This is a genomic window from Streptomyces sp. TE5632, assembly GCF_054061295.1.
The window spans coordinates 1,372,484-1,393,159 of the sequence record NZ_JBSSEA010000003.1 but is presented as its reverse complement, the minus strand read 5'-3'; the positions used below and the strand labels follow the sequence as shown (position 1 = coordinate 1,393,159).

The window sequence follows — 20,676 nt, the reverse complement described above, 5'->3', positions numbered from 1 at the left end:
GGCTCGATGTGGAGGTCCGGTGAAGCGGTCCCGATAATCGCAGGCGGGTACGAATCGTGCACCGCTTTCGGCCTCTCGCGCACCGGGTGTTGTGCACTCGTTATGCCTCGACCGCACCCGCGCCCCAGTCGTCCTTTCCGCCCCTTGTGTCCGATCGGCGCGCAGACATGCTCATATGCTTCAGAATTCCCCTGAAATTGGGCATTCTTCACATGTGGTGACCTTGGACGTACGGCCTCAGCTGCTCGACGCACTCTCCGCCCTGCGCGACCGTGTCGCCGCCGCACGCTTCCCGCTGCCCCTGGCGGGGGCCGCACGCGCGCGTGCCAACCGCGACGAGCTGCTCGCGCAGCTCGACGACTACCTGGTGCCCCGCCTGAGAGAGCCCAAAGCGCCGTTGCTGGCCGTCGTCGGGGGATCCACCGGGGCCGGAAAGTCCACCCTGGTGAACTCTCTCGTGGGGCGGCGGGTCAGCGAGGCGGGGGTGCTGCGGCCGACGACACGCACACCGGTGCTTGTCTGCCATCCGGAGGACCACCACTGGTTCAGCGGGATGCGGGTGCTGCCCGACCTCACCCGCGTGTGGGTGCCCCAGCAGGAGGCCGAGGACCATCTGCTCCCCGGCGAGAACCCCGCGCGCGTGCTGCGCATCGAGACCGCCGACAGCCTGCCGCCCGGCCTCGCCCTGCTCGACGCCCCCGACATCGACTCCCTCGTCTCCGACAACCGCGTCCTCGCCGCCGAACTCATCTGCGCGGCGGACATCTGGGTCATGGTCACCACCGCCGCCCGCTACGCCGACGCCGTCCCCTGGCGCATGCTGCGCGCCGCCAAGGAGTACGACGTCAGCCTCGTGACCGTCCTGGACCGGGTGCCCCACCAGGTCGTGTCCGAGGTGTCACGGCAGTACGGCGCCCTGCTCACCAAGGCCGGACTCGGCCACGTACCGCGCTTCACCGTGCCGGAGCTGCCCGAGTCGGCCTGGGGCGGCGGACTGCTGCCGGCCTCCGCCGTGGCGGCGCTGCGGACCTGGCTCGTCCACCAGGCGCAGGACCCCGCCGCCCGCGAGCACGTCGTGGCACGGACCGCCCAGGGCATCCTCGACTCCCTCAACTCCCGTATGCCGGAACTCGCCGGTGCCGCCGCAGCGCAGCACGCCGCCGCGCTGCGGCTCACCTCCGCCGTCGACGGGGCGTACGACAGCGAGCACTCGCGTCTGCGCGGCCGGCTGCAGGCCGGGGCCGTGCTCGCCGGCGACGCGCTCAAGCGGTGGCGCGCCTTCCCGCTCGACTGCGCTCCCGTCGAGCTCCTCGACACCCTCATGGAGAGTCTGGGCGCCCTGCTGCTGTGCGCCGTCACCGCCGCCGACGAGCGGGTCGACACCGCCTGGCGGCGCGAACCGGCCGCGAGCGCCCCGGAGTTCACCGACCGTGACGGGACGGTGGAGGGCGCCGAGCACCGGATCGGGCTGGCCGTACGGCGATGGCGGCGCGAACTGGAGGAGTACGCCGAGGAGGAGGTACGCGAACTCGACCGTGCCGCGGCGCCGGACCCCGAGACGGTCGCCGCCCTGGCCGCCACCGCGTTGCTGAGCGGGCGCCGGGAGTGGGCCGCGGGGGAGAAGCTCGCCGAACGGATCGGCGCGCACGGGGCGTTGCGACTGCGCGACCGGGGCGGGCGGCTGCTTCTCCAGCACGTGAACCGGATCATGCACACCGAACGCGAGCGTCGGCTCGCGCCGCTCGACGCGCTCGAGGTGCATCCCGAGCCCCAGGCCGAACTCATCGCCGCGTTGTCCGTACTGCAGAAGGAGAGGTGAGCGGTGACCGCCGTCACTGACCAGGACCACACCGAACACCCTGAGCGTTCCGATCGCCCGGACGCAGGAGCCGGGTCCCCCGAGGCCCGGGACGCGAAGGACGAGTACGGGGACGACGGGTACGGGGACGACAAACACGAGGACGACAAACACGAGGACGACGGGGACGACGGGTACGGGGAGGGCGGCGACGGGGAGCCCTCGGAGGGGCCGGCCTCGCAGGCTCCCTGGGACGACGGGCTGATCGCGCGGCGGGGGACCGGGACCGCCGGGGCCGGGACCGCCGGGGCCGGGACCGCCGGGACCGAGCGGTTCACCGTGCTGGAGGCCCGGAAGCCCGCGCCGCAGACCGTGCTCCCCCCGGCCCCCCTGGCATACGACCCGCCGCTGCTCTCGCGGCTGGACGCGTTGCACGAGCTGGTGGGGCTGTCCCGGGCCCGGCTCGACAGCCGGACGCTGGCCGGGGCGGGCCGGGTCCTCGACGAGGCCGCCGCGCGACGCCGGCTCTCCGGGCAGCACACCGTGGTCGCCATCGCGGGCGCGACGGGCAGCGGCAAGTCGCAGCTGTTCAACACGCTGGCCGGGGTCGCCATCTCGGAGACCGGCGTACGGCGGCCGACCACCGCCGCGCCCATCGCGTGCAGTTGGAGCGACGGCGCCGCGAGCCTCATCGAACGGCTCGGCATCCCGCCCCGGCTGCGCCGCCGCCCGCTGCAGGCGATGGCGGACGCGGACGACCAGCTGCGCGGACTCGTCCTCGTCGACCTGCCGGACCACGACTCGGCGGCCGTGCAGCACCGGGAACAGGTGGACCGGGTCCTGGCCATGGTCGACGCGGTCATCTGGGTCGTCGACCCCGAGAAGTACGCCGACGCGATGCTGCACGAGCGCTACCTGCGGCCCATGTCCGCCCACGCGGAGGTCATGTTCGTCGTCCTCAACCAGATCGACCGGCTTCCGGGAGAGGCCGCCGAGCAGGTCCTGGACGATCTGCGGCGACTGCTCGACGAGGACGGCATCGCCCTGGGCGAGTACGGAGAACCCGGCACGACGGTGCTCGCGCTGTCCGCGCTCACCGGCGACGGGGTCGACGAGCTGCGGGAGGCGCTCGGCCGGTTCGTGGCCGAACGCGGCGCCGCGGGCCGCCGTATCGGCGCGGACGTCGACGTCGCCGCCGCCCGGTTGTGGCCCGTCTACGCCAACCGCCGGTGGGCCGGGCTGAGCGAGGAGGCGCGGGAGGAGTTCTCGGACCGGCTCGCGGACGCCGTGGGCGCCGGCGCCGCGGGCGAGGCGGCCGAACGCGCGTGGCTGCGCAACGCCAACCGCGCGTGCGGCACCCCGTGGCTGCGGCTGTGGCGCTGGTGCCAGGACCAGGGCGGGCCGCCCACCGGGAAGTTCCCGCAGCGGACGCAGCCCGACCAGGAGGTCACGGCCCGGCAGCGGGTGGAGCAGGCGGTGCGCACGGTGTCCGACCGTGCCTCGGACGGCCTGCCCGCGCCCTGGGCGCAGGCGGTGCGCGAGGCCGCCGTACGGGGCTCCCAGGGGCTGCCCGAGGCGCTGGACGCCCTCGCCGTGCGCGCGGGCCTGCCGCCGGGGCGGCCGCCGCGGCCCGGGTGGTGGCCGGTGGCCGTGCTCGCCCAGGCGTCCATGACGATCCTTCAGTTCGTCGGCGGACTGTGGCTGCTGGGCCAGATCATCGGATTCATGTCGCCGAACCTGGGGGTGCCGGTGCTGCTGATGGTGATCGGCATCGTCGGCGGGCCGCTCATCGAGTGGAGCTGCCGGATGGCCGCCCGCGGTCCGGCCCGGCGGCACGGGCAGGAGGCGGAGAGACGGTTGCGGGAGGCGGCCGCGGGGTGCGGGCGGGCCCGCGTCCTGGATCCGGTGGCGGCGGAGCTGCTGCGGTACCGGGAGGTACGGGAGCAGTACGGGCGGGTGGTGGGGGTGGGTGCCGGGGTGAACTGAGGCGCCGGCACCGCGACTCGTTCGGGTGGCGGAGTTCTCCACAGTGCGGTGGTGGTCCACAGGTTTCAGCGGGCCCGGCCCGAAGGGTGCAGTCTGACTCGCATCCGTACGGGGCGGGCCCGTACGCGTATCCGCCCGGCGCCGGTGCCGGCGTCCGGACGGGGGAGGCAGGCACGATGAACGAGACGACGATCTGCGCGGTGGGCAATGTGGCGACGCGGCCGGTGTACCGGGAGACGACGTCCGGACCGGTGGCGAGGTTCCGGCTGGCGGTCACCTCGCGGTACTGGAACCGGGAGAAGGGCACGTGGGCGGACGGGCACACCAACTTCTTCACGGTGTGGGCCAACCGGCAGCTCGCCACCAACACCATGGCCTCGCTGTCGGTGGGCGAACCCGTGCTGGTGCGGGGGCGGCTGAAGGTGCGCACGGAGACCCGTGAGGGGCAGCAGGGCCGGACCTCGGCGGACATCGAGGCGGTGGCGATCGGCCACGACCTGGCCCGGGGCACGTCGGCGTTCCGGCGCTCGGGCCGGCCGGAGCCCGCCTGGGAAACGGGAGCGGGCGGCACGTCCGCCTACGGCGGGGGAGCCGAGGCTGCCGAAGCGGCGGGTACGACCGACGGGTCCGGGACCGTCGTCGCCCAACGAGCACCGGAACCGGCCATGGTGACGTGATGTCACCGGTCGGGCCCCGGCGACGCGGTCGACCGAAGTGCGGCTTATCGACGATTGGATGGGGAACGGTCCCGGGCGGATTTGTCGACAAGCCCTGTTTGCGTCCGCGTCGGCGATAACGATTGCGAGTCGGATCATGCCTCCGAGCTGATCATCGACAGGCGTGCTCCGAAGCGTACTTAGGATGCCGGGCATGGCTTCCGGGGCTCTCGGGGCCGGTGATTCTGCTGGTGGGGCCCGTCCCCCCACGTCTGACGGGTCCCGCTCGGAGGGGAAATCGGTGTTTGCTGCATTGTCTGCGTGCTCTGTGTTCTCTGGGTGCTCCGCGCCCCGGCGTGCGACGGTGACCCGTCTCGCCGCCGGGACGCTGGTGTCCGGACTCGTCGCCGCCGGTGTGCTGGCCGGCGCCGGGACGGCTGCCGCCACCACCGGCACGGCACGCGGTGAGGGCGGGGCGGCCGCGACGGTGGAGGGCCTGAAGACGTACGGCGAGGCCGTGATCCATGGCGCCGCCGGGGAGCAGCGGGTGTCGGCGGGACTGTTCGAGATGTCCGTCGAGGGCGGCGGCATGCTGCAGACGTACTGCGTCGACGTCCACACCCCCACGCAGACGGACGCGAAGTACCACGAGACCGCGTGGAACGGGACCTCGCTGGGCGCCAACGAGGACGCCGGCAGGATCCACTGGATCCTGCGCAACTCCTACCCCCAGGTGAACGACCTCGCGGCGCTCGCCGACCGGGCGGGCGTCCGGGGCCAGCTCACCGAGCAGGACGCGGCGGCCGGTACGCAGGTGGCGATCTGGCGCTACTCCGACGACGTGGACGTGGAGGCCGTGGACCCCCAGGCGGAGCAGCTCGCGGACTACCTGGAGAAGAGTGCCCGGAACCAGCCGGAGCCGAGGGCGTCGCTGACCCTGGAGCCGCCGGCCGTCTCCGGCCGTCCGGGTGAGCTGCTCGGCCCGGTGACGGTGCGCACGGACGCGGACAGCGTGACGGTGTCACCGCCGGCGGACGCCGCCACGAGCGGGGTGCGGATCGTCGACCGGGGCGGCGAGCCCGTCACCACGGCGACGGACGGCGACAAGGTGTTCTTCGAGATACCCGAGGACGCGCCGGCGGACACGGTCGAGCTGACCGCGCAGGCCTCGACCACCGTGCCGGTCGGCCGGGCCTTCGCCTCCGACAGCCGCAGCCAGACCCAGATCCTGGCCGGTTCCAGCACCTCGACGGTCTCCGCGACGGCGAGCGCGACCTGGGCGGAGCAGGGCGCGATACCGGCCGTGTCCGCCCGGACGAACTGCGCCGAGGGCGGCGTCGACGTCACCGCCGTCAACCAGGACGACGAACCCTTCACCTTCGAGCTCGCGGAGCGCGAGTACACCGTCGAGCCGGGCGAGTCCCGCACGGTGACGGTTCCGCTGGCCGAGGACCGGGCGTACGACTTCACGGTCCGGGGCTCGGACGGCTTCGAGAAGCGGTTCACCGGCACGCTCGACTGCCGGACCCGGGCCGCCGAGACCGGTGTGGACGTCCACACCCTCAGCGGGCCCACCCCCACCCCCCTCGGCGGCACGGCCACCGACGTCAACCTCGCCGAGACCGGTGCCTCCAGCCTCACCCCCTGGATCGTCGGCACCGCCATCACCCTGGTCGTCCTCGGCGGCACGGCCCTGGTCGTCACCCGCCAGCGCGAGACGACACGGGAGAACTGAAACGACGCGGGCGGCCCCGTGCTCTCCGACTCTCCGAGCGGGAGGACGATGGCCGGCGGGCCTGCCGGTCGCTGGGGAAGTGCGCCGGCCGACATGTCCGGTGGCGCTGGGCCGACCGGCCGGACGGGCCATGGGAGGTCTGCCCGGTTCCGGGGTTGTTTCGCTGACATCCAACGGTGACGCCAACGGGGGCGGACAGCCGCGACCACCAGCAGTCACGTCCGGCACCTATGCGTGCGGTGGACCGCAGCCACACCGGGGGAAGATCGAACTCCTCGTGCGGTGCCCGCGCATGAGTGCCCTCCCGAGCCGTCCTGGGGCCGTGGGAGGGCGCCCGACGGTGACCAGCGCTGACAACTGCCGACAGTTCAGCAGCGGGTCAGGACGTTGACCGATGAAGCGGCCGCAGGGCACGGTCGCCGGTGATCGGTTGGGGCTGTGCTGAGGGGCTGTCCTCGGGTTCACCAGGAGTGAGATCGCGTTCGACTGCGGCCGAGAAGCTTCCGGAGCAGCAAGAACGTGCTCACGGCGATCAGGGCCACTCCCATAAGGATCAAGGCCATCCCGATGGCGATCAGAAACGTCCCGATAAGGATCAGAAGCGCCCCAGTCAGGACCAAGAGCGTCCCGATGACGAGGAGAAAGATCGCGAGGACGGTCACGGTTGCCTCCTGTCCTCCCTCCCGCTCTGACCCCTTCCCCGCTCCCGTGCAAACACTCTGCTTCGCGATCAGCGACGGCTTGCCGCGGCCAAGCGGTCGGCCCACGGTCCGCTGGTTCCCGTCAGGACCGGCGCCGGGCCGTCCCTGGGGTGTGCGAGGTCACCCGTCACCGACCGGCAACGACAGAAGCCCACGGCGTCTGAACTGGTCAGAGCCGTGGGCTTCTTCGGTCTTGCCGGTCAGCCGGACCGATGAATCAGTAGCCCGGCTGCTGACCGCAGCTGTCGGCGCTTGCCACGTCTGCCACGTCCATTGAGGCTCCACCGGCCTCACGTCCTCGTGATCTCCCGCGACCGCCGAATGATCCACACGTAGCCCGCCAGTCCAAGCGAGCCACGCACCATGAAGTCGGCCCACAGTTGCATGAGCTCACCGACATCCTCCATGCGCAGGGCCACCGGCAAGACCGAGGCTGTGAGGACTCCCGCAATCGCCAGGGTCGAAGCGTAGGTGATCAAGCCACCGTGGTTGAGTCCCAGCCTCGTACCCAGGAGCCCGGATGGGATGTGCACGAGCAGGTGGAAGCCCACGCAGTGGACCAGCAACCCGGCGAAGAACACGATCGGGGGGATGTCTGCCGAAGGGTCGTCGGCTGGTGCTGCGCCGTAGGCGTCGAGAGCGCCGGCCGGAGGGATCACGTAGGTGAACAGCAGGATCGCGCCACTCAGATGCATGGCGCCGAGGTGACATGCGACCTGTCGGAGGAAGCCCTGCGACGGTCCGCTCGGCCTGAGCGGACCAACCATGCCTGTGTTCACGCGAACCCCCTGGCCCCTGACAGCGCCCCTCTGCTTCGGCGGAACAGTACGGCCACCGGTCAGGCTGCTTCTGCGCTGATCCGATCAGCGGCGGTTGTGGTGATTGTCCGCTGGGCCGTCCGAGGCCCCCGAGGACGACCGAGGGAGACCGTCAGCGACAGACGAGCCTCAGTCGCCACTAGCGAAACACCAGGTCAGAGGGGTCGAGCCGAACGGGTTTCCCCTGGGGGTGGCGGTCGGGCAAGATGGGGTGTATCTGCCCACTGCCTGATTTCAAGCTGCCGGACGGTTTCTCTTGGCTGAGTTCATTTACACCATGCGCAAGGCGCGTAAGGCGCACGGCGACAAGGTGATCCTCGACGACGTCACCCTGAGCTTCTACCCGGGGGCGAAGATCGGTGTCGTCGGTCCGAACGGTGCCGGTAAGTCGACCGTTCTGAAGATCATGGCGGGGCTGGAGCAGCCGTCCAACGGCGACGCCTTCCTCACCCCCGGTTACACCGTGGGCATCCTGCTGCAGGAGCCCCCGCTGAACGAGGAGAAGACCGTCCTGGAGAACGTCCAGGAGGGTGTCGCCGAGGTCAAGGGCAAGCTCGACCGGTTCAACGAGATCGCCGAGCAGATGGCGACCGAGTACACCGACGAGCTCATGGACGAGATGGGCAAGCTGCAGGAGCAGCTCGACCACTCCAACGCCTGGGACCTCGACGCCCAGCTGGAGCAGGCCATGGACGCCCTGGGCTGCCCGCCCGGCGACTGGCCCGTCGCCAACCTCTCCGGTGGTGAGAAGCGCCGCGTCGCGCTCTGCAAGCTGCTGCTCGAGGCGCCCGACCTGCTGCTCCTCGACGAGCCCACCAACCACCTCGACGCCGAGTCCGTGAACTGGCTGGAGCAGCACCTCGCCAAGTACGAGGGCACCGTCGTCGCCGTCACCCACGACAGGTACTTCCTGGACAACGTCGCCGGGTGGATCTGCGAGGTCGACCGCGGCCGGCTGCACGGCTACGAGGGCAACTACTCCAAGTACCTCGAGTCCAAGGCCGCCCGCCTCAAGGTCGAGGGCGCCAAGGACGCGAAGCGGCAGAAGCGCCTCAAGGACGAGCTCGAGTGGGTGCGGTCCAACGCCAAGGGACGCCAGGCCAAGTCCAAGGCGCGTCTGGCCCGCTACGAGGAGATGGCCGCCGAGGCCGACAAGATGCGGAAGCTGGACTTCGAGGAGATCCAGATCCCGCCGGGCCCGCGGCTGGGCAGCGTCGTCGTCGAGGTGAACAACCTCAGCAAGGGCTTCGGCGACAAGCTGCTGATCGACGACCTCAGCTTCACGCTGCCGCGCAACGGCATCGTCGGCGTCATCGGCCCCAACGGCGCCGGCAAGACCACGCTGTTCAAGATGCTCCAGGGCCTCGAGGAGCCCGACTCCGGGTCGGTCAAGGTCGGCGAAACCGTCAAGATCTCCTACGTGGACCAGACCCGCGCGAACATCGACCCCAAGAAGACGCTGTGGGCCGTCGTCTCCGACGAGCTGGACTACATCAACGTGGGCCAGGTCGAGATGCCCTCGCGCGCCTACGTCTCCGCCTTCGGGTTCAAGGGGCCGGACCAGCAGAAGCCCGCCGGTGTCCTCTCCGGCGGTGAGCGCAACCGGCTGAACCTCGCGCTCACCCTCAAGCAGGGCGGCAACCTGCTGCTCCTCGACGAACCGACCAACGACCTCGACGTCGAGACGCTCAGCAGCTTGGAGAACGCGCTGCTGGAGTTCCCCGGGTGCGCCGTGGTCATCTCCCACGACCGGTGGTTCCTGGACCGCGTCGCCACGCACATCCTCGCCTACGAGGGCGAGTCCAAGTGGTTCTGGTTCGAGGGCAACTTCGAGTCGTACGAGAAGAACAAGGTCGAGCGGCTCGGACCGGACGCCACGCGTCCGCACCGCGCCACCTACAAGAAGCTGACCCGGGGCTGATCTCTTGCGGCACATCTACCGCTGCCCGCTGCGCTGGGCGGACATGGACGCGTACGGCCACGTCAACAACGTGGTCTTCCTCCGCTACCTGGAGGAAGCCCGTATCGACTTCCTGTTCCGCCCGGACAAGGACTTCCAGCAGGGGTCCGTGGTGGCACGACATGAGATCGACTACAAGCGGCAGCTCGTCCACCGGCACACGCCCGTGGACATCGAGCTGTGGGTCACGGAGATCCGGGCGGCGTCCTTCACCCTCACCTACGAGGTGAAGGACGGCGACCAGCTCTACGTCCGGGCCTCCACGGTGATCGTGCCGTTCGACTTCGAGGCCCAGCGTCCGCGCCGTATCACCCGGGAGGAGAAGGAGTTCCTCCTGGAGTACACGGACGGCGAAGACGCCGGGAACGCCGACGCCGATCAGGAGGAGGCCGTCGCGGCATGACGGTGCTCCACCTCGCCGACGAGGGGGAGGCGGCGGATCTCGCGGCCTTCCTCTCCCGGCTGCTCCACTACGACCGTGCGGCCGCCGTGCGCCTTCAGGCGTCGGGCACCGCACTGGCCGTGTTCGGCCGCCCTCCCTCCTTCGAGGTGCTGGCGATCCGCGCCGTGCGGCTGGCCAAGCCGTACGAGAACGGTCTCGACGTCACCCTGGACGTGACCGTGTCCGCGGGTGAGCTGCTGGAATCGGTGGACGAGGCCGCGGCCACCGCCGTGGTGCCGGGCGCGGTGACCGGGCCGCCGTGGGCCGGCGTGCTGCCCCCGCGCGGGGGCTGGCAGGCCGAACCGGGGCTGCCCGCACCGGACGCCCTGCGGGCGCTCGTCGCCGCCGCGGTCACCGAGTTCCGGACGCGTACCGAGGCGTTGACCGCCGAGTCGCGCACCCGGGCCGAGCTCGACCGGATCGGGCGGGAGATCTGGTCCCGCACGGTCGGCCGGACCGACCTCCCGGTGCGGGCCGTGCACGCGGCCCAGTCACTGGGCTTCCTCCGGCCCCTCGGGCCTGCCGACGCGGACGGCGAGCCGGTGCTGCTGGTCTCCGGTGCCTGGCTCCGGCTGCGGACACCGTACGGGTCCGTCGCCCTGCGGCGCGCGGGGCTCGGGGCGCTCGGCCTCAGCGTGCGCTGAGGCAGCCCCCGACGGCCCTCAGCCCTCATCAGTCCTCGGCGCGCTCACTGTCGTCCGGGCGGACGGCCACGTGGTCCGGTTCCAGTTCCAGGGCGACGCGGTCGCGCATGCCCAGGGCCCGGGTGTAGTCGGCGGGAAGCTGGAGGCGGCCGGCACGGTCGAGCATGGCGTACTCGCGGGCGACGACGGTCTCGTGACCGGTGGCGGCGTCGACCTCGCTGCGGCGCAGGACCTCGGTGGAGGTGCGGCCGTCGCGGATGGCGACCGTACGGCGGACCTCGCTCGCCACCGCCTGGTCGTGGGTGACGATCACGATGGTCGTGCCGAGCCGCTCGTTCGCGGTGCGGAACGCGGCGAAGATCTGTTCCGCGGTGTGCGAGTCCAGCTCGCCGGTCGGCTCGTCGGCGAGCAGGACCGACGGATCGTTGGCGAGGGCCACGGCGATGGCGACGCGCTGCTGCTGGCCGCCGGACATCTGGTGCGGGTGCCGGTCACGGCAGTCGGCGACCTCCAGCAACTCCAGCAGTTCCACGACGCGTTCGGCGCGGGCCCGGCGGGCGGACCGCCCCCGGGCGGCGGCGCGCAGACGCATCGGCAGGGCGACGTTCTGCGCCGAGGTCAGATACGGCAGCAGGTTGCGGGAGGTCTGCTGCCAGACGAAGCCGACGACCTCGCGGCGGTAGGCGAGGCGGTCCTTCGCGGTCATCGCGAGCAGGTCGCGGCCCGCGACCCGGGCCGCGCCGGCGGTGGGGGTGTCCAGACCGGCCAGGATGTTCATCAGGGTCGACTTGCCGCTGCCGGACGCGCCCACGAGGGCCATCAGCTCGCCCTCGCGCACCAGGAGGTCGAGGCCCTGCAGGGCCTGCACCTCCACGCCGTCCGCGGTGAAGACCCGGACCAGACGGTCGCAGGTGATGAGCGCGTCGTGGCCGAAGGCGGGACGCTCGCGGTCGGCGGCGACCCGGTGGGCCAGCTCGGCCAGCGTGGGATCCGGGGTCATCGTGCAGCACCTCCTGGAAGGGACCGGGTTCCTCGGGAGCGGGTCCGTACGGTCAACGGGCGTCACCCGCCCGCAGTTCGCGCACCGCGTCCCGGCGGCCCGTCCACCAGGCCTGTGCCGCCGCGATCCCGACGGTGAGCACGACCACCGTCAGGGCGGGCACCAGCAGCGACACCGGATCGGTGAGCAGCGTGGCCCGTCCCGCCGGGGACCTGGTCGCCGGCAGGGCGACGGTCGTCAGGTCGATGCCGGGGGCGAGCAGCCGGATCGTCGCCCACGCCGTGAGGGTGCCGCCGGCCGCCGCGAGCAGGGCCTGCGGGAGGGACTCCAGGACGAGCAGGCGGCGGCCCTGGGCGCGGGTGAGGCCCATGGTGCGCAGGCGGGCCAGGAGCGCGGCCCGTTCGGGGGCGGCACGCACCAGGGTCAGCAGCAGGGCGAGCACCGCGTACCCGGCGCCCGCCGCCACCGCCGCGGTGTAGACGCGTTCGGCGCCGGACTGGAGGGGCGAGTCGACGTATCCGGCGCGTTCCTCGGCGCGTACCCGGACCGACGTCCCACTGTCCGCCGCCCGGCGCAGCGCGGCCCCGTCCACCCGGTCGCCGGTCACCAGCAGCGCGGTCGGGCGGGCGGCGCGTTCCGAGAGCGCGGACCGGTCCACGACCAGGAACTCCTCGCCGACGACGGCCGGGGTCCGCTCCCGCACCAGCACGATCCGTACGGTGATCGAGCTGCCGTCCTCCATGCGCACCGCGAAGGGCCGGGTGCCGTGGCGGTCGGCGACCTCGGGGGAGGCCACGGCGGGCAGGGTGTCCGACCCGCCCGGCGCCAGGACGTCCCGGTCGAAGGCGCCGAGGCCGGTGCGCCGGGTGAGGGCCGCGTAGCCGGCCGGGTCGACGCCGGCCACCGGGACCGTGCCCTTGGGGGACTGGGCGTGGTGGGCGACGCCGACGGCGGTGACCTCCTGGACGCCGGGTGCCCGGCGGACCCGGTCGGGCAGGCCGGCGGGCAGCACGTGGAGCGCCCCCACGCGGGCGTCGGCGCCGACCGTGAGCAGGGCCGCCCGGTCCCGGGCGTCGGCCACGCCGCTGAGCACGGAACCACCGAAGGCGGCCGTGGTCAGCGCGGTGAGCAGGGCCAGCAGGGGCAGCACCGCGGAGCCGGAGGCACGGCCCGCGCGGGCGAGGGCCAGCGGGCCGACCACGCCCCGCAGCCGTGCCGCCGGACGGGCCAGCCCGCGCAGGGGCAGCGGGTACAGCCGCACCAGCACCAGCGCGGCGATCACGCCCACCAGCACCGGGGCCAGGGACACCAGGTGGTCCCCGGAGGCACTCGGCCCGCCCGACGTGCCGCGGGTGCGCAGCGCCACGACCGCGCCCACCGCCAGGGTGAGCAGGGTGAGTTCGGCGACCGTGCGGCGCCGTGCGGGGCGGGCCGTGGCGACGTCCCGGCGCTCGGTGTGCGCGCGGACGGCGCGGTGCGCGACGAGGACCCGCAGGGGCAGGGCCAGGCAGGCGAGGAGCGCGACGGCGCCGGCGGCGGCCACGGAGTACGCCGGCCGGGCCTCGCGGACCGTGAGCCAGGCCGCGGCCAGTCCGAGGGCGGCCGCGGGCACGGCGACCGCCGCGGTCTCGGCCAGCAGCCGGCCGGTGACGCCGCGCAGGGAGCCGCCGCGGGCGCGCAGCAGCGTGAGTTCGCCGCTGCGCCGGTCGGCGGCGAGAGCGCCCGCCATGAGCAGGACGACGACGGCGACCGTGCCGGTGCCGAAGGCGGCGACGGAGACCAGCGGGCCGATGGCGGTGCGCAGCCCGGTGTGGCCGGTGAGCACGTCGTCCAGTTCGCTGCGCGCCCTGAGGTCGAGCGCGGTGGCCGCCCGCATCCGCTGGAGGACCGGACCGGACTCCACGGCCGCGACGGCGGACGTCAGCCGGGGTACGTCATAGCCGTGCAGGTCGGGGACGGACGGGGCGAGCCCCCAGTACCGCCCGGGCTCCCCGGCCGTGCTCAGCAGGGCCGGGGCCGCGTCCGGCGGCAGCAGCAACGCGCCCATCCAGTACTGCCGGACGTCGGGGTCGCCGGGGAGGATCGTCAGGCCCGGGGTGCGCATCAGGGGATCGGCCGACCAGTACGCGCCCCGGGGATCGCGTGGTGCGACGATGCCGGTGATCCGGACCTGGAGGGGAGCGCGCGCCACGCCGGGGAACGTCAGGACGGAGCCCACCTCGATGTTCAGGTCCCTGGCCGTGTCGGCGGAGACGGCGCCCTCGACCCGGGTCGTCGCCGCGGTCACGGTGCCCGGGACCTTCGGCAGCCGGCCCTCGCGCAGCCGGGAATGGTCGGCGAGCCCGTCCTGCGCGAGGAGGTAGAGGTGTGCGGGCAGCCCGTCCGGCCGGGGCAGCCAGGGTTCGGACATCTCCTGGGGCTCGAAGGTGCGCACGCCGGAGGAGGACTGGTGCGGGTCGAGGGGCAGGGACCGTCCGGCCAGGGCGAGGAGCTCGGACCGGTGGGCGCGGAGCGCGTTCCCGCGCACGGCCGCCTCCCGCTCCTCCCGGGGCAGACCGGCGTCGGGCACCGGAGCGGCCAGTTGCACACCGGTGCTGTCCGGTCCGGCCGACTCGAGGGCCCGGTGCAGGCCCGCGTCGCCGTACCGGTCGACCGCGCGCGGCAGCACGGCGGCCAGGAACGCGGTCACGGCCACCAGCAGCGCCAGCGCGAGCGCGGCCCCGGGCGCGGACCGCAGGCGGGTGCGTACCCAGGGGGCGGCCACGCGTGGCCTCGGGGACCGGACGGTCACCTCACTCACCTCCCCGTTCCCGCAGCGAGGTCACCGGGTCGGCCCTGCGCACCGCCAGGGCGGCCGTGACCAGCAGCGGGGTGACGGCCACCGCGGCCAGCAGCACGGCCACCCGTCCCACGGGCAGCTCCACCAGCACCTGAGGCACCGGGCGGGCGGCGTCCGACGTCAGCATGATCAGCGGGATCACGGCCCGCGCCAGCACCGTGCCCCACAGCACGCCCACCGCCGACGCCAGAGCGACCAGCACCCCGTGCTCGACGACCACCACCCGGGCCAGCCGCCGCCGTGAGGCACCCAGGGCGCGCAGCACCGCGAACTCGGCGGACCGCTCCCGCAGCGCCCCGGCCGCGCTCACCGCGAACCCCACCGCCGTCAGCGCCGCCGCCGCGAGGGCCGCCGCGGTGAACGCCGCCTCGGGCCCCGCGCCGAACGGGTCGTCGCGCAGCCGGTCGGCGATCTCGTCCCGCACCACCACCCGGGACGGCTCGAGGTCGGGCCGGTCCCGCAGCGCCGCGGCCACCCGCGCCGACGCGCCCGGCGCGGTCCGCAGCCACCACTCGGTGGGCAGCACGCTCTCGCCCTCGCTGCTCTGGAGCACCCGGTTGACGGCCCGCAGGTCCAGCAGCAGGGCCCCGCCGTCGCCGCTTCCCCCGGTCGGCGCGGACGGCAGCCCCCGCACCGCGCGGACGATCCGCACCGGCACGGTGGAACCGTCGATCGTCACGTCCACGCGCTGCCCGGGGCGGGCGCTCGTCGAGGCCAGGTAGCGGTCGGTGGCGATCGCGGTGACCTCGGCCGCCCCCGGCTGCGGGATCAGCAGCCGGACGGTGAGCGACGGTGGGTTCCAGAAGCCGTCCCCCGGGACGTGGCCGGTGCCGTAGGCGAAGGTCGGCGGGTCGGTGGCGGTGAGCCGGGGGGAGGTCGGGCCGGTGCTCGCGTCGGAGGTGGACTCCGTGGCCGTGAGCTGCGAGGACAACGCCCAGTCGGCGGGCAGGGCGAGGCGCCGGGCCCGGCCGTCGGTGTCCGTGGCGGTCAGCCCGGCCAGGGTGAACCGGTGGTTCTCGGCCTTCCCGGTCGGCTGGACCAGGCCGAGCTGCAGCCCGGTCAGGGTCAGTTCCCCCGGCGGCGCCTCGGCGACCGCGGCGAGGTCGAGGGTCAGCGGGTGGGTCCGGCCGTCGGCGCGGAGCCGGCCCAGGCCGAGCTTGTACGGGGTTCCGTAGGGGTCGGTCAGGGTGGCCCTGACGTCGGCCGTGGTCCCGGAGCCCGCGCCCCGGATCCGGGCCGTCAGCGTCAGGCGCGCGGTGCCCTCGGGTATCCGTACACCCGCTGTCCCGCCCTTCGGCGCCAGGCCGTCCAGGAGCGGGCCGACCGGCTCGGGGGCGAGGTCGGAACGCATCAGCACCGTGTCCGCCGCACGCTCGGTGTCCAGCGCGAGCACGGTCGCCGTCCGGTTGCCGGACAGCGGCACCGACGTACGGTACGCGGGCGCGGCCGTCTCGACGCCGGGGACGGCCGCGTACGCCCGGGTGCGGCCCGGCTCGCTCTCCCCGGCGCCCAGGACACGTACCTGCGCGCCGGCCCGGAAGTCCGCCTGGTCGTCCTGCGAACGCTGCCACGAGGAGCCCTGGCCGATCGCCAGCATGCCCAGCGCCACGGCGAGCACCAGCAGCAGGACCGGGCCCGCGCCCCGCATCGGCCGGCGGCTGAACTGCCAGCCCGCCAGCGCCCCCGGCAGCCCCCGGCCGCGGGCCGCCCCGCGCTCCGCCAGCCGCGCCAGCGGCGGCAGCAGCCGCAGCGTGAGCACGGTGCCGGCCAGCAGGGCCAGCGCGGGGGCCGTGACGAGCAGCGGGTCGACGCCGAGGTGTGCGCCGACCGCCCCGGAGGGCTGACGGCTCAGCTGCCAGTACGCCACGGCGGCCACCGCCAGCAGCCCGACGTCCGCGCCCGCGCGGACCACGCCGGGCAGTGGCCGGGCCCGGCCGGCCGTGAAGGAGGAGGTGAGTGCGGGCACCGTGACGGCCAGCGCGCAGCCCACCGCCACGCCCGCCGCCACCAGCCACACGGAGCCGCGTCCGGCCACCGAACCGACCGAGGTGTCCAGGTGCAGCCCGATCCGGGCGAGCGAGCCCCGCCCGGCGAGCAGCCCGGTGAGCGGTCCCGCCAGCAGCGGCGCACAGGCCGCCGCGGGCACCGTCGTCAGCAGCGCCTCCAGGGCGGCGAGCCGGGCCACCTGGGCGCGGGAACCGCCGCGCGCCCGCAGCACCCGGGTCTCGCCCGCGCGTTCGGCGCTCAGCAGCCGGGCCACCAGGAACAGGGTGCAGCCGGCCAGCAGGACGAGCTGGAGGGCGATGATCAGCAGGGTCGAGCGGGAGACGAGGAGCGAGCGTTCGACCCGGTCCAGGGTGGTGGGCAGGGCGCTCGTCGCGTTCGCCGAACCGCCCAGCGCCGGATCCTCGCGCAGGGCGGCGACGCCGTCCCGCACCGCCTCGCGCAGCGCGTCGATCCGCCCGGTGTCCACCGACTCGAAGTCGGCCGACGCGAGCCACGCCGAGGTACCGGCGCTGACCCGGTCGCCGCTGAGCACCGAGGGGTCGGCGAGCAGCGGGCCGTACGTCGTGAAGTCCACCTCGACGACGCCGCGGCCGTGCAGGTCGTCCAGCTGCCAGTAGGGCGCGGTGGCGTCCACGGGCCGGTACAGGCCGGTGATCCGCACCTGGACCGCGGGGCCGCCGAGCCGGTCGGCGAGGGTGAGCCGGGCGCCGGGTTCCAGGCCGAGGCGGCGGGCGGCGGCCTCGGGCAGCGCGGTCTCGATCACCGGGCCGGCGGACGCCCCGGGCGGCCGGCCCGCGAAGATCCGCACCTGGGTGCGGTCCAGGGCGGCGAGGTGGGTGAGGGCGGGGATGCCGGAGGCGCCCCGGTCGCCGGCGGGAGCACCCGGGTCCGCGCCGCCCCCGCCCGGGTCCGCGCGTCCGTCCGCGGGGCGTACGGACGCGGGCAGGGCGTACGGGCCGGAGCGGGACAGGGTGCGCAGGGTCACCGGCAGCCCGTCGAAGGCGGCACGGGCGCCGTCCCGTACGGCGGTGCCGGCCGGGGCGCGCTCCCGCGCGGGGACGTCCGCCTCGACGACGAGGGTGGTGTCGGCCGCGCCCCGCGGGTCGCGCAGGGCGTGCCGCAGGGCCGCGTCGCCGATCGCGCCGGAGTACGCCGTGAGGGTCGCCAGCACCGCCGTGGTCAGCAGGATCGTGAGCAGCGCGGCGGCGAGCAGCGGCCGGTACGCCCGGGCACGCGCCAGGACGAACCTCGCCGTCCCCGCAGGGCTCCCCACCCGAGACTCCCCCTGTCGTCCGGACCTCCGGGTGATCGTGTCAGAGGGGGCCCGTCACGGGGTAGCACTCGGAGCCCGGACTTGACCGGATCGTGATCGGATTCCGGCGACAGACGACCGGAATGCGCACGTCCGCGGGGTGCGGGGCCGGTGGGTCAGTCCGGGGAGTTGATCATCGTGGCGGCGGCGTACGTCAGGTACTTCCACATCGTGTGGTCGTGCTCCTCGGACAGGCCGAGCTCGTCGAGGGCGTCGCGCATGTGCTTGAGCCAGGCGTCGTGCGCGGCCCGGTCGACCTTGAACGGCACGTGCCGCATCCGCAGCCGCGGATGGCCCCGGTCCTGGCTGTACGTCGTCGGACCGCCCCAGTACTGGATCAGGAACAGCCTCAGCCGCTCCTCGGCCGGACCCAGGTCCTCCTCCGGATACATGGGCCGCAGCAGCGGATCGCCCGCCACCCCCACGTAGAAACGGTGGACGAGCCGGCGGAAGGTCTCCTCCCCGCCGACCTGCTCGTAGAACGTCTGCTCCTGAAGCGTGCCGCGCCGAATCTCTGTCACGCCGTCCATGGTCTCAGACACCGCGGCATAGGCCTCAGGACCTAGGTCCTGTCCCCCGTGGAGCCCGCGGCGCGCCTCGGTCCCGGTGTGCCCCGGCGGCCCGGGCCGTCAACGCCTCCGCGTTGCCCGAGAGCCAGGCGGTGACGACCTCGGCGGGCAGCGGGAGCGCCGCCAGCTCGTCGGCCAGCGAGCCGGTCGGGCCCGGGTTGACCCAGGTCGACGTGCCGAACAGCACCCGGTCGCGCGCCAGTCCCCGGGCGTGGTGGAGCAGCGGCTCCCAGCCGGAGCCCGGCTTGGTCATGTGGCGGGGCCGGTGCGAGGAGAACTCCAGGTAGACCCCCGGGTGCCGGGCCGCGGTGAGCAGCATCTCCTGCACATCGGGCCAGCCCGCGTGCCCGGCCACCAGCAGCAGCTCGTGGTGGCGGCCGGCCAGCGCCTCGACCGTGCGCCAGCTGCCCAGACCGCTGGGGTGGCGGCGGGCGAAGTGGTGGCCGGTGTGCAGCCAGACCGGCAGGCGGGCCCCCGCCGCCGCGTCGAAGACCGGGGCGAACCGGGGGTCGGCCGGGTCGGTGCCGTCCAGGAACGGGATCACGCAGAGCCCGGTCGCCCCCGCCGCCAGCGACCGTTCCAGCTCGCGCAGCGCGGCGGCCGGGTCGCGCAGCGAGAGCCCCGCCCAGACGTGGACGCGGTCGCGTACCTCCCGGGTGGTCTCCAGCAGCCAGTCGTTGACGGTACGGCCGTCCGGCAGACGCTCCGGCGAGCCCATCGCGAACTCGCCGGTCACCCCCTGGCGCCGCCGGTCCGCGAGATGGGCGGCCAGGTCGAACGGGGGCCGGCCGGGCGGCAGGAGCACGTCGACCGCGTCCTGCAGGCACACGGCCAGCGCTTCGCGATAGGCGGTGTGCGAGGCCCCGAAGTACCGGCAGAAGGAGCCGGAGAAGACGTCCAGGTACTCGGGGGCGTTCTCGCCGAGCCGGTTCAGGTACACCCGCCAGCCCGCGTCGTCGTACAGCAGCGAGCAGGCGTCCACGACGGGCGGACGGGTGCGGGGAGCCTCCACGGCGCCGGGGAGGTGCGGGAAGCCGGGGGCGGTGGCGGTCGGTTCCGCCCCGGTGCTCGGGGCGGGGCCGGTGGGCGCGTTCACGGTCACTCCGTTGTCGGGGAACTGCCGGGGAGGAGACGGGGTCCCGGACGGGGTCACAGGGGAGCCGGCGTCGGGGGCGAAGTCGTGGTCATTCGTGGTCAGTTGTCGTCCGGCCGGGTTCGCAAGGCTTTCAGGAAGGCGATGATCAGCCGGTTGACCTCTTCGGGACGGTCGAGATTGGCGACGTGTCCGGCGCCGGGGATCACGTGGAACTCGCTGTTCGGATCGCGTTCGCTCCACCGCTGCATCGCGGAGCGGATGTTGCCCGTGCCGTCGTGTTCACCGCAGAGCAGGAGCTCGGGCTTGTCGACCCGGTAGTACGGGGCCGGTGTGACCGTGCGGCTCATGCCGTCCCAGGTGGTGAGGAAGGAGCGCCGCCCGTTCGCCACGAAGGCCTCGCGCAGGTACTCCTGGACCCCGGCGTCCTGGGCCGACGCCTGGGCCATCCAGCGGGACAGCCGGTGATAGGGCATCAGCCGCATGAGGGTGCGGGAGAGCGCCAGACGGCGGTGCTCGCCCCGCGTGATGGACAGGGTGTTGGACGTGGAGCCGATCACCACGAGCGCGGCGACGTCCTCGGGGCGTCGGCGCAGGTACTCCTGGGAGATGTTGCCGCCCATCGACTGGCCCAGCAGCACCACGGCTCCGCGCACCTCCGCGGCGTCCAGCAGCGCCCTCAGGTCCTGCGCCGCGTAGCCGGTCCGGAATCTGCCGGTGACGGAGGCGGACGCTCCGTGATAGCGCACGTCCCAGCGCAGGGTGCGGTACCCCGCGCGGACCAGCGCCGGGACCTGCGGATCGAACATGCGGTGGTCGGCCCCCGCGCCGTGGGTGAGGGCGACCGTCGGACGGTCGGGCCTCCCGGCGGTCCAGTAGTGCAGCCGGGCACCGGAGACGACGGCGCTGTGTGCCGTCTCCTCGACCGGCGCCCCGGCGGTCTCGCTGCCGGCGCCGGTCATCGGACGGACTCCTCGTACGGGCCGCCGATGAGCCCGGGGAAGGAGGGAGAGGGCGGGGTCGCCGCAGGGCGGTGCCGCAGTGCTTCGTTCATCGGGCTGCTTTCTTCGTCACGGTCACAGGGGGAGGCGGTCCCGCCCGGCCGGGGCCGGGCGG

The 20,676-nt window shown here is 73.8% G+C and carries 15 protein-coding genes; 7 read left to right on the top strand and 8 right to left on the bottom strand.

The genetic code is table 11. From position 1 onward, the window contains the following. The first annotated feature begins 214 nt into the window (after positions 1–214). From ACVW19_RS11415 to ACVW19_RS11400, 4 genes are all read left to right on the top strand, one after another. Positions 215–1,819: a dynamin family protein gene (locus ACVW19_RS11415; protein WP_457458946.1), complete on the top strand. Its 1,605-nt coding sequence runs from the start codon at positions 215–217 to the stop codon at positions 1,817–1,819. A 3-nt stretch (positions 1,820–1,822) separates the two neighbouring features. Continuing rightward, positions 1,823–3,784 carry a YfjP family GTPase gene (locus tag ACVW19_RS11410; protein WP_457458944.1) on the top strand — a complete coding sequence of 654 codons (1,962 nt, stop codon included), beginning with the start codon at positions 1,823–1,825 and terminating at the stop codon, positions 3,782–3,784. 176 nt (positions 3,785–3,960) lie between these two features. Continuing rightward, positions 3,961–4,461 (top strand): single-stranded DNA-binding protein, encoded by a 501-nt coding sequence (locus tag ACVW19_RS11405; protein WP_457458942.1) that lies wholly within the window; start codon positions 3,961–3,963, stop codon positions 4,459–4,461. Between the two features lie 280 nt (positions 4,462–4,741). Further along, complete coding sequence (locus ACVW19_RS11400) at positions 4,742–6,175, top strand: Cys-Gln thioester bond-forming surface protein (RefSeq protein ID WP_457458940.1); 1,434 nt, start codon at positions 4,742–4,744, stop codon at positions 6,173–6,175. Positions 6,176–6,636: 461 nt separating this feature from the next. Here the strand turns inward: ACVW19_RS11400 and ACVW19_RS11395 are convergent, their stop codons facing one another. Then, the gene (locus tag ACVW19_RS11395; RefSeq protein WP_457458938.1) at positions 6,637–6,837 is read right to left on the bottom strand and encodes a hypothetical protein; all 201 of its coding nucleotides are present in this window, start codon (positions 6,835–6,837) and stop codon (positions 6,637–6,639) included. 329 nt (positions 6,838–7,166) lie between these two features. After that, positions 7,167–7,571 (bottom strand): hypothetical protein, encoded by a 405-nt coding sequence (locus tag ACVW19_RS11390; protein ID WP_457458937.1) that lies wholly within the window; start codon positions 7,569–7,571, stop codon positions 7,167–7,169. A 379-nt stretch (positions 7,572–7,950) separates the two neighbouring features. Between ACVW19_RS11390 and ettA the strand changes: the two genes are divergently transcribed. From ettA to ACVW19_RS11375, 3 genes are read left to right on the top strand one after another with little or no spacing between them, the layout of a single operon-like run. Continuing rightward, positions 7,951–9,615, top strand: coding sequence for an energy-dependent translational throttle protein EttA (gene ettA, locus ACVW19_RS11385; protein ID WP_457458935.1), 1,665 nt, complete (start codon positions 7,951–7,953; stop codon positions 9,613–9,615). A gap of 4 nt (positions 9,616–9,619) precedes the next feature. After that, positions 9,620–10,057 (top strand): acyl-CoA thioesterase, encoded by a 438-nt coding sequence (locus ACVW19_RS11380; RefSeq protein WP_457458933.1) that lies wholly within the window; start codon positions 9,620–9,622, stop codon positions 10,055–10,057. Continuing rightward, positions 10,054–10,740 carry a hypothetical protein gene (locus ACVW19_RS11375; RefSeq protein ID WP_457458931.1) on the top strand — a complete coding sequence of 229 codons (687 nt, stop codon included), beginning with the start codon at positions 10,054–10,056 and terminating at the stop codon, positions 10,738–10,740. The genes ACVW19_RS11380 and ACVW19_RS11375 overlap by 4 nt, the downstream gene beginning before the upstream one ends. A 28-nt stretch (positions 10,741–10,768) precedes the next feature. Here the strand turns inward: ACVW19_RS11375 and ACVW19_RS11370 are convergent, their stop codons facing one another. From ACVW19_RS11370 to ACVW19_RS11345, 6 genes are all read right to left on the bottom strand, one after another. Next, positions 10,769–11,740 carry an ABC transporter ATP-binding protein gene (locus tag ACVW19_RS11370; RefSeq protein ID WP_457458929.1) on the bottom strand — a complete coding sequence of 324 codons (972 nt, stop codon included), beginning with the start codon at positions 11,738–11,740 and terminating at the stop codon, positions 10,769–10,771. A 52-nt stretch (positions 11,741–11,792) separates the two neighbouring features. Further along, positions 11,793–14,531: an FtsX-like permease family protein gene (locus ACVW19_RS11365; RefSeq protein ID WP_457458927.1), complete on the bottom strand. Its 2,739-nt coding sequence runs from the start codon at positions 14,529–14,531 to the stop codon at positions 11,793–11,795. Between the two features lies 1 nt (position 14,532). Continuing rightward, positions 14,533–17,859 (bottom strand): FtsX-like permease family protein, encoded by a 3,327-nt coding sequence (locus ACVW19_RS11360; RefSeq protein ID WP_457458925.1) that lies wholly within the window; start codon positions 17,857–17,859, stop codon positions 14,533–14,535. A 155-nt stretch (positions 17,860–18,014) separates the two neighbouring features. Then, positions 18,015–18,428 carry a globin gene (locus tag ACVW19_RS11355; RefSeq protein WP_457458923.1) on the bottom strand — a complete coding sequence of 138 codons (414 nt, stop codon included), beginning with the start codon at positions 18,426–18,428 and terminating at the stop codon, positions 18,015–18,017. A 25-nt stretch (positions 18,429–18,453) separates the two neighbouring features. After that, positions 18,454–19,563 (bottom strand): amidohydrolase family protein, encoded by a 1,110-nt coding sequence (locus ACVW19_RS11350; protein ID WP_457458922.1) that lies wholly within the window; start codon positions 19,561–19,563, stop codon positions 18,454–18,456. 98 nt (positions 19,564–19,661) lie between these two features. Next, a complete protein-coding gene (locus ACVW19_RS11345) occupies positions 19,662–20,522 on the bottom strand; it encodes an alpha/beta fold hydrolase (RefSeq protein ID WP_457458920.1) in 861 nt (286 codons plus the stop codon). Between the last annotated feature and the right edge of the window lie 154 nt (positions 20,523–20,676).